Source organism: uncultured Campylobacter sp., from assembly GCF_937949835.1.
Classification (GTDB): Bacteria; Campylobacterota; Campylobacteria; order Campylobacterales; family Campylobacteraceae; genus Campylobacter_B.
In genome coordinates, this window is record NZ_CALEDC010000100.1 from 1 (window position 1) to 9,747 (window position 9,747).

General features: G+C 47.1%; 8 protein-coding genes. 6 read left to right on the forward strand and 2 right to left on the reverse strand.

The window, feature by feature from the left end; genetic code table 11:
* Nucleotides 1-668: 668 nt before the first annotated feature.
* Complete coding sequence (locus tag Q0256_RS02135; protein WP_297959626.1) at nucleotides 669-1,730, reverse strand: tyrosine-type recombinase/integrase; 1,062 nt, start codon at nucleotides 1,728-1,730, stop codon at nucleotides 669-671.
* The gene (locus tag Q0256_RS02140; protein ID WP_297959628.1) at nucleotides 1,727-4,318 is read right to left on the reverse strand and encodes an AsmA-like C-terminal domain-containing protein; all 2,592 of its coding nucleotides are present in this window, start codon (nucleotides 4,316-4,318) and stop codon (nucleotides 1,727-1,729) included. Before Q0256_RS02140 ends, Q0256_RS02135 begins: the two co-directional genes overlap by 4 nt.
* 127 nt (nucleotides 4,319-4,445) lie before the next feature.
* Here Q0256_RS02140 and mltG point away from each other — a divergent pair, with 127 nt between their 5' ends.
* The 6 genes from mltG (at nucleotide 4,446) to Q0256_RS02170 (ending at nucleotide 9,604) form a co-directional block, all read left to right on the forward strand.
* Entirely contained in the window at nucleotides 4,446-5,396 is a 951-nt protein-coding gene (gene mltG, locus Q0256_RS02145; protein ID WP_297959630.1) for an endolytic transglycosylase MltG, read from the forward strand.
* Between the two features lie 108 nt (nucleotides 5,397-5,504).
* Nucleotides 5,505-6,386, forward strand: a complete 882-nt coding sequence (locus tag Q0256_RS02150; RefSeq protein WP_297959632.1) for a malate dehydrogenase — start codon at nucleotides 5,505-5,507, stop codon at nucleotides 6,384-6,386.
* Nucleotides 6,387-6,780: 394 nt separating this feature from the next.
* On the forward strand, nucleotides 6,781-7,092 hold the full coding sequence (locus Q0256_RS02155; RefSeq protein WP_177388316.1) for a 4Fe-4S binding protein: 312 nt from the start codon (nucleotides 6,781-6,783) through the stop codon (nucleotides 7,090-7,092).
* On the forward strand, nucleotides 7,092-8,213 hold the full coding sequence (locus Q0256_RS02160; protein WP_297959635.1) for a 2-oxoglutarate synthase subunit alpha: 1,122 nt from the start codon (nucleotides 7,092-7,094) through the stop codon (nucleotides 8,211-8,213). The genes Q0256_RS02155 and Q0256_RS02160 overlap by 1 nt, the downstream gene beginning before the upstream one ends.
* Nucleotides 8,214-9,059 carry a 2-oxoglutarate ferredoxin oxidoreductase subunit beta gene (locus tag Q0256_RS02165; RefSeq protein WP_297959637.1) on the forward strand — a complete coding sequence of 282 codons (846 nt, stop codon included), beginning with the start codon at nucleotides 8,214-8,216 and terminating at the stop codon, nucleotides 9,057-9,059.
* Complete coding sequence (locus tag Q0256_RS02170; protein WP_297959639.1) at nucleotides 9,056-9,604, forward strand: 2-oxoacid:acceptor oxidoreductase family protein; 549 nt, start codon at nucleotides 9,056-9,058, stop codon at nucleotides 9,602-9,604. The genes Q0256_RS02165 and Q0256_RS02170 overlap by 4 nt, the downstream gene beginning before the upstream one ends.
* Nucleotides 9,605-9,747 lie beyond the last annotated feature (143 nt).

A 9,747-nucleotide genomic window follows, 5' to 3' on the forward strand; every position in this document is an offset into this window, starting at 1 on the left:
TGCCGATGGATTTTGTATCTTTAAATTTTTAGTATAAATTCCTATATGATTCCTGCGCTGTTTACGAAGCAAGCTTCGCATCGGTAAATTTCGCAGCAAACTTTGGTGGCAGAATCTTTTGTGTCTTTAATTTTAAGGCGAATACGGTGCGATGAGAATTTGGAAGTAAATCAAACTATAAAATTTTGAGGGTTTAAATTTTAAATCAGAAATTCTATCCTTGTGAAATTTGCAGATAAATTTTATATCTACTATCTCTTAATATGCCGTTTATCTTTTGCTTATAAAATCCTCGGATAAAATTCCTATCGTAAAAATTTAAATGAAATTTTGCACTAAATTTATCTGAAATTTTAGGCAAAATCGCATGAGAAAATCTAAAAAGTAAATTATTCTATACTCCAAAAGAATAAAATTTTAGATTTTTTGCAATCAAGATCTAAGGCTCGCGCGTTAATTTAAAATTTTGCCGAGTTAAATTCTAAAGCTCGTAGGGTAGAATTTTTGTGTTTTGTTATTCGAGTATGAAAAACAAATTTTAAAATTTTTCAAAATAAAATTCCAAAATTCTTGTAAATATTCCATAAAAACGATTTTAAAGCCGCCTCAAAACGAAATTTAAAAAATCTCGCTCAAGTAAGCCTCGCGCCGCTGCAAATTTTAAAATTTTACTCTTCGAATTCCTCTGCGACCTTCGCCGCAAGGCGCAGTTTGTCGCTATCGAAGTGGGTGTAGATGCGCGAAGTATTTAGGCTCGCGTGGCCGAGGGCTTCCTGGACGAGCACGAGGTCCTTTTGCTTTTTGTAAAGCATCGTTGCGAAGGTGTGGCGCAGCATGTGAGCGCCGTTTTTTTCCTTGCGTATGCCCGCGCTCATTAAAATTTTCTCCACGATGCCACTGACGTATGCCTGAGTAAGTGGCGCGCCGTTTTTGGTGACGAAAAGATAGCCCTCTTTGTTGGCAAAGTTCGTCTCCAGCGCGTTTAGATGCTCCTCGATTAGGTGGCGCTTTATCATCACGATGCGGTATTTATTGCCCTTGCCGCGGATTCGGATGATGAAAAGATCCCCCTCCGGTGCGATATCTTTACGCTTTAAATTTATCGCTTCGCCCACGCGGATGCCCGTGTAGACGATGATTTTTACGATCAGGCGGTTGCGATGCGCAAAGGAGCGAAACTCGCTTAGATTTATCGCATCCAAAAACCGCTTCAGCTCCTCCTCGCTCATAAACTCAGGAAGCTTCGTGCCGCGGCTGCCGCTAACGCCGCCCCAGTGCTTAAGCTCGATGCCGAAGTTGTGCGAGGTGCCGTCCTGTTCGTTTTGGCGGTCGATGAAGCCGAAAAAATTTATCAGCGCGATTCGATAGTTTTTTTTACTCGCATCGCTCAGCCCGCCCGTAATCGAGGCTAAAATTTCGCTCAAAAGCTCCTCATCGATATTTTTCATGCTCTCAAGGCCGTACTGCATGATCGCTTCGTAAAATTTTTTAAGCGGATTAAAATAGGTATTGATGCCGGTAAGGCCCGCGTTTCGAGCGTCTTTTGCGAGCCGCTCGAGTTCATTGATATTCGCGACCTCGTGATTTAGCGCCAGGCTCGCGCGGCGAAACAGCGCGTCGTTTTTCAGCTCCTTATTCGATAGCGCGCTTAGCTTGTAGCGCACGAATTTTACGAGCCAAAACAGCAGCGATTTTTCAAAACTATCCTTATAATCGAGCGGGAATTTCATTTGCTCTCCTCGCTGTCGCCGAAGATCACAAAGGGCAGCATCAGCGTGTTTTTGATGAGATTATACGGCGTTTTTAGCACGTCGGTCGCAACGCCGGTCGAGTAGGTGGGCTTTTTCATCGTACCGCGAATCTCGATGATCGTGGAGATCGTATTGTTTTCGCCCAAGATGATATGATTTAGCAGCGGGATTTTTGAGATTATCGAGCTTGCGTCTTTGAGATATTTAAGCTCCAGATCGATATTTAGCGCGCCGCTTTTCATATCCACTTCGCCGTTGCCCGCGATGTCGGCGCTACTGCCGGTAAAGTTCATCGCGTTTATGTAAATTTTATCGCCGCTGCGGCGAAAGTAAATTTTACCCTTCTGCACGCTAAAGCCGCGATCGTTGAAATCGGGCGTCTTAAACGTAAGCAGCGACGGCACCGAGTTTATAAAGCTAAGAAGTCTTTGATAGATGATGTAGTCCTTCAGATAGGTGTTTTGCACGTTGATCTCGCCGCGGTAGTTGCGCGGATCGATGCCGCTTGCTTTCAGCGTAAATACCCCTCCGTCGAAGCTCTGCGAGCCTAGGAATTGATTGAGCGCCTCGCCGCTGATGTTTTGCGCAAAAATTTGAAGCAAGCTCTTTTTAAAGATCAACTTCACGTCGCCGCGTTTAAAGCTTGCGTTTAAATTCATATTTTTGCCGTCCAGCACGCCGTTAAAGTGCGTAAATTTCAGCGTCTTATTAAGATCGGATAGCACGATTGCAGAGTTTTGTCCGCTGAAATTTATCGGCGAGCGCTCCTTCGTGCCGCTATTAAACTCGCTGGTTTGCACGCTCGTATTGATCGCGACGTCCACGTCTTTTAGCGAGACGAAGTTGCCGCCTTTGTTTATTTTAAGAGAAATTTTACCGCTTCCGCTAGAGCCGTCCAGATCGCCCCCGCGCACCCGAAGCACGAAAGAGTCGTTTTTATAATGGCTTCCGTCCTTGTTCAGCAGGCCGAAATCAAAGATGAGATTGTTGCTGCTGATATCCAAATTTGTAAAATCGTTAGTCAAAATTTTAAGATCTCCGCCGCTAATGCCCGCGTTTTTAAGCGTCTTAGAAAAGGGCAGAATTCCGCTAATATCGGGCGAGCTAATCTCGATCTTATCTCCAAAGCTCATCTTTGCGCCTAAAAATTGCGAGCTCAGCACCGGCGCTTTGCCGCTAAAATCAAGGCTCATATTATCTCGCGCGTCGCCAAATTTTAAAATTTCTTTGCCGTTCGGGGAGAGATTGAAGCTATGAATAACGCCGTTAAATTTAGCTTTGCGCGTGGCGATATCGATACTGCCGCTTGCCGTGGCGTTAAAAATTTCATTTTGTAGATTCGCGTCTTTGATGTCGATCTTTTTTTCTGCGATATGCACCCGCGCGGCCTTGGAGTGAAATTTCGCTTTAGAGATCATCAGATCGGCATCTTTTAGCGTCACGTTTGCGTCCACCTTGGCGCTTTCCTTTTCGACATCCACATCTATCAGCACGCGCGCATCGATCCCGCCGCCTAGCGGATATACGGGCTCGTTTATGCCGTAGCTTTGCCAAATATCCACAAGGTCTTTGCCCAAACTCTCCTTGGTTCGCAGATCCAGATATACGATCGGCTTCTCTTCAAAAAGCCCGCCGATACGCACGCCGCTTCCCTCCAGGCTTTTGCCTTTAAATTTAGGCTCGTTCAGCGTGAAGATTAGATAATCGTTTTTGAGCGTGATGTTTGCGTCTTTTACCGTTACGGCTTCGATTTGCGGCTGAAATTTTATCGTAAGATCCTGCGCGTAGGCCGTAGCGCTGACGTTTTCGGCGATCGGGCGCGGATCTTTTAGATCGACTTTGGCATGCAGATTTTCGATATAGTAGTTTTGCGCGACCGCCTTGCCGTAGATCCACTCGTTCGCAAGCGGATTGAGCCCCGTTAGCGCGCCCAGCTCATTCATAAAATTTTTCAGACTCAAGGCCGAGGCGCGGTTTATCTCGATATTTAGCTCCGAGCCGATATTGCGCACATCAAGCTCGCCCGCGATCTCGTGCGAAGCGAAGGTGCCGTTAAAATCATACGTATCGGCTTTGAAATTTGCTCGCGCCGTGCCGTGCAGAGTGAGATTAAAATCATTTAGCTTAAGCTCGATCGGATCGAAGCTCAGTCCGTCTGCGCCCGGCGTGATCTTTGAGCTTAGCCTAAAAAACCGCGTATCTACGTAAAAAACGTCGCTTTTGTATTTTAGCTTTAAGCTTTCGCCTTTGATCTTTAAATTTTGCACGTCGATCTCTTCAAAAAAGGAGTTGATGAGCGAGATTTTTTTGCTAAATTCCAAAATTTTCTCGCTTTGCGTGCGCAGATCGGTGGAATTTTGCTCTAAATTTTGTGTATTATTTTGCGTAATTTCAAGATTTTTGATACGCAGCACGAGACTTTTATTTAGTTTGAGATAAAACCCCTCAAGCTTTGCAAAGCCCACGTCCAGCTGCGAAATCGCAATACCGTGCTTTAAGCCTACCGCGCAGACTATAAAAAGTATGGTTATGCACAAAAAAAATCTAGCCAAAGTTCTAAACATCATCGCCTCATCAAAAAACTCCGCCCCAAAACCAAATCGGGCGTGCCGAAAAACTGCGCTTATAATATGAAATTTATTCAAAATTTTGGCTTATTTGCCTATAATTTCAGCTAAATTTTGAAAGGAATGCATGAAATTCTTTATAAAGCTCATCAAAGCGGCGTGCATTTGTATCGAGCTTGCGGCTATCGTTCTTTTGGCTGTGGGCTTTGATCTACACGAGCGCGTCGGCAACGCGAAAACCGTGCAGATAGGACAAGGTAGTTCAACGAAAATTTTATCGCAACTCTCAAAGAGCTATCCAAAATTTAGTAAATTTGACGCGAGGCTGCTTTCTTTTTACGGCGGCGCAAAAACCGGCGAGCTGGAGCTTAGCGGCGAAAATTTGCCCAAATACCAATTTTTGTATGAGCTAAGCGTCGCAAAGCCCGTGATGAACGAGATTAAGCTGATCCCGGGCGAGACTACGATCGTGTTTTTAAAACAGCTGGCGAAAGATCGCGGGCTAAGCTTTAGCGAGCTTGAGCGCGAATACAACGCCACGGCGCCGTTTTACGAGGGCTTTTTGGTCCCCGAAACCTATAAAATAGGCAAAAACGAAAGCGAAAAAAATATCATCGACCACCTCGTCTCAAGCGCGCAAAAATTCCACGAAGGATTGTCGCGCGAGCTTAGCGGCGACTATAACGCCACGGCGTGGAAGCAGGTGCTGATCAAGGCTTCGGTCATTCAAAAAGAGGCCGCAAACGCAGATGAGATGCCCCTCGTAGCCTCCGTCATCGACAACCGCTTATCCAAAAATATGCGCCTTCAGATGGACGGGACGCTGAATTACGGCGAGTTTTCGCACGTCAAGATCACTCCGCAGCGCATCCGCACCGACACCAGCCACTACAACACCTACCTCAACGACGGACTTCCCAAAGAGCCCGTGTGCGTGGTCTCTCGCGATGCGATACGCGCCGTTTTCGCGCCCGCAAAGAGCGAGTATCTGTATTTTATGCGAAATAAAAAAACGGGGCTTCACGATTTTGCGCGCACGCAAGCCGAGCACGAGCGCAACGTAAAGGCGCAGAGGTAAAATTTAAGGTCGCTTCGGCTTAAATTTTAAAAACGAAATTTCGTCTTTAAATTTTAAAATTTAACCCCCGCAGTTATAAAAATGCGGGCCGATATTTGGGAGATAACAATGAAAATAGCGATATTCGGCGCGGGAAACATCGGTGCGGCGGTAGCAAACGATCTTATCGTAAGCGATTCTTTGAGCCAAAAGATAGACAGCATCGCGCTTGTGGATGCGGTAGAGCAGATTGCGCGCGGCAAGGCACTCGATCTTGCCCATACGGCGGCGGTTTATGAGCGCGACCTGCGCATAAGCGGCAGCACGGAGCCTAGCGACATAGCGGACGCAGGCGTTGTCGTGATCACGGCGGGGCGCGCAAGAAAGGCGGGGCAGAGTAGGGAGGAGCTGTTTGGCAGCAACGCCGCCATCGTCGCGCAATGCGCGCGAGATGCCGCAAAATACGCGCCTAGCTCCATCATCATCGTCGTTACCAATCCGCTTGATATGATGGTTTATGCGGCGCTGCAGGCTAGCGGGTTTGCAAAAGAGCGCGTCATCGGCATGGCGGGCGAGCTAGACGGCGCGCGGCTTAAATTTGAACTCGCGCGAGCGAGCGGCAAGGAAATTTCATCGATGAGAAGCGCGATCGTGGGCCCGCATAGCGAAGAGATGATCGCGCTTAAAAACGAGTTGGGATTTGAAATTTCGGATGAAATTTTTGAGCGCGCGGTGCAAAATACCAAACGCGCCGGCGCGCAGATCGGCGAGCTACTGGGCACGTCGGCGTATTTGGCGCCCGCTGCTGGGATCGTAAAGATCATAAAATACATCCTTTTTGATACCTGCGGCACGCTCGCCTGCTGCGTCGCGGATAGATCGGGAGTGCCTTTGGGGCGCTTCGTAAGCGTCGGCAAAATGGGCGCGATAGAGAGGAATTTCGCTTACTCGGGTGAGTTTTATGAGCAGCTCGAACGGATACGAGCAAGCGTAGCGGGGCTGAAGTTTTAGCGGGTATAGAGCGAATTCGGCGCGACGCGGAATTTACAGAGCTAAAATTTTAAAGCGCATAATTCTTGCGATAGAATTTTGCGGCATTAAATTTCACTTTGGCAAGAAATTTAAGCTCGCAGAATTTTACAGCGTAAAATTTTATTCGCTGCGGAATTTTAAAATTTGCGCAATTTTGCCCGCTGTGAAATTTCATAGATTAAAATTTTACTTTGGCGCAGAATTTTGCGTGACGTAAAATTTTTAAACGCCACAAAATTTTAAAATTTAAACTCTGCAAAATTTAAAAACGAGAGGACTTTAATGCGATCAAAGCAGGCTTGCGCCGCAAAATTTCAAATTTTAAATCGCAAAGCGGGATTTAGTGCGGATTTTGATAAATTAAGGAGAAAATATGAGCGAAAATGAGAGCCAGCGCGCCGTCTGGACGGATGAGAGCCGCTGTAAGGCGTGCAACATCTGCGTAAGCGTCTGTCCTAGCGGCGCGATCGCGATGAGACAGGACGAGGGCGCCGTGCAGGGCATGATGATCGACGTGGTGGATGAGGGCGCCTGTATCGGCTGTAGGGAGTGCGAGTTGCACTGCCCTGATTTTGCGATTTTCGTTGCGCCCAAAGGCTTTAAATTCGCTCGTCTAAGCTCGCAGGCTAGAGAGATGGCAGAAAAAATCAAAAATAATAATTTTATGAAACCCAAGGACGCATAATGAGAGAGGTAATTTCCACAGGCAACGCCTTAATTGCGCGTGCGGCGATTGATTGCGGCTGTAATTTTTTCGGCGGCTACCCGATCACGCCGAGCAGCGAGATCGCGCACGAGATGAGTCGCTTGCTACCTAAGGTCGGAGGCAAATTTATCCAGATGGAAGATGAAATTTCGGGCATTTCGGTAGCTTTGGGCGCGTCGATGAGCGGTGCAAAGGCGATGACGGCAAGCTCCGGTCCTGGAATTTCGCTAAAATCAGAGCAGATTGGGCTTGGCTTTATCGCTGAAATTCCGCTTTTAATCGTAAATGTTATGCGTGGAGGTCCTAGTACAGGGCTTCCTACGCGAGTGGCGCAGGGCGATATTTTGCAAGCTCGCAACCCCACTCACGGCGATTTTCAAAGCATCGCGCTGTGTCCGGGCTCGCTAAAGGAGGCTTACACGCAGACCGTGCGCGCCTTCAATCTAGCCGAGCGGTTTATGACGCCGGTATTTTTGCTACTTGATGAGACGCTTGGGCATATGCAGGCTAAGGCGGTGCTGCCTGAAATTTCGGATCTAAAAATCGAGCGTAGGGCGGAATTTAAAGGCAGTCCGAAAGATTATGAGCCTTACGATGCTGCGCCCGATAAGCCTGCGGTGCTAAATCCCTTTTTTAGGGGATATCACTATCACATAACGGGGCTGCATCACGGCGCGAAGGGCTTTCCGACCGAAAACGAGCAGATCGTGGATCACTCTATAAAAAGGCTTTTTAATAAAATTTCGGCGCATGAAGATGAGATCGTGCAATACGAGGAATTTATGCTAGATGACGCTGATGCTTGCATCATCGCCTATGGCAGCGTTAGCTTAGCAGCAAAAGACGCGATTTTAAAGCTACGAGGGCAAGGCGTGCGTGTGGGGCTTTTCCGCCCGATCACGCTGTGGCCAAGCCCAGCGCGCAAGCTAAGGGAGCTAGGGGAGAGATTTAATAAAATTTTGATCGCCGAGCTAAATTTAGGGCAGTATCTGCTAGAGGTGCAGCGTGCTTGCTTGAGGGATGATTTTAAGACGCTTCTTAAGGCAAACGGCAGACCGATCAGCCCTAGCGAGATTATCGAGAAAGTAAAGGAGCTTTAAATGGCGTTTGATTACGATAAATATCTAAGAACGGACAAGATGCCTACGCTTTGGTGCTGGGGCTGCGGCGACGGAGTGATCTTAAAAGCGATCATCCGCGCGATTGACCGCATAGGCTGGAGTATGGACGATGTGTGCGTGGTAAGCGGTATCGGCTGTAGCGGCAGGATGTCGAGTTACATAGACTGCAATACCGTCCATACGACGCACGGACGCGCGATAGCTTATGCTACGGGTATCAAGCTTGCAAATCCAGGCAAACACGTAATAGTAGTCACTGGCGATGGCGATGGGCTTGCGATAGGGGGCAATCACACGATCCATGGATGCCGCCGCAATATCGATCTAAATCATATCTTAGTAAACAATTTCATCTACGGGCTTACAAACTCGCAGACGAGCCCTACGACGCCGCGCGGGTTTTGGACGGTTACGGCGCAATACGGCAATGTCGATCCCAGCTTTGATGCGGCAAAGCTTGCGATTGCCGCTGGGGCAACTTTTGTTGGACGCGAGAGCGTGACAAATCCCGAAAAAATCGAGCGACTTTTGGCTAAGGGCTTTGAGCACGAGGGTTATAGTTTTTTTGATATTTTTAGTAACTGCCACGTAAATTTGGGTCGTAAAAATAAAATGAGCGAGGCGGTACAAATGCTAAAGTGGCTTGATTCGCGCACGATTTCTAAAGCAAAATTTGACGCTCTTAGCGAGGATGAGCGAGCGGGGCTATTTCCGCTTGGAGTTTTGCACGAAGATAATGAGCGCACCGAATACACAAAGGCGTATCAAAAAGTGATAGACGCGGCACAAAGCGGCGAAGCGATAAATTTTGAAGGACTAAGATGAATCAGTTAAGATTTGTGGGAGTGGGCGGTCAAGGCGTGATTTTAGCAGGTGAAATTCTAGCTGCGGCAAAGATCGCACACGGCGGCTATGGAATCAAGGCATCTACGTATACCTCTCAGGTACGTGGTGGGCCTACGAAAGTGGATATTATCTTAAGTGATGAAGAAATTCTATATCCTTACGCGAGCGAGGGCGAGATCGATTTTATGCTCGCAACAGCGCAGAGCAGCTACGATGCTTTCAAAAGCGGCGTGAAAAAAGGCGGCGTGATCGTAATCGAGCCGAATTTAGTAACGCCGAGCGATGAGGATAGGGCAAGCTTTAAAATTTATGAAATTCCAATCATTACCATCGCAAAATACGAAGTTGGAAATGTCATCACCCAAAGTGTCGTGGCCCTAGCGATCGCAGTAGAGCTTAGCCGCTGTATGGACTCAGGGCTAGTAAAAGAGCAAATGCTCCGCTCTGTGCCCGAAAAGACCCGTGCGCTAAATGAAAAGGCGTATGATTTGGGGATGAAATACGCGAGAGAGGTTTTAGATTGAATTTAAAGACTTCATATAAAATTTATGATTAACCGCAAGAGTAAAATTTAAAAATTTTTATAGGTAAGATATAAAGTTTCTAGATTAGAATTTCAAAATTATATAGCCAACTGCTTACATTATTTTTTGATGGGTTGTACTAA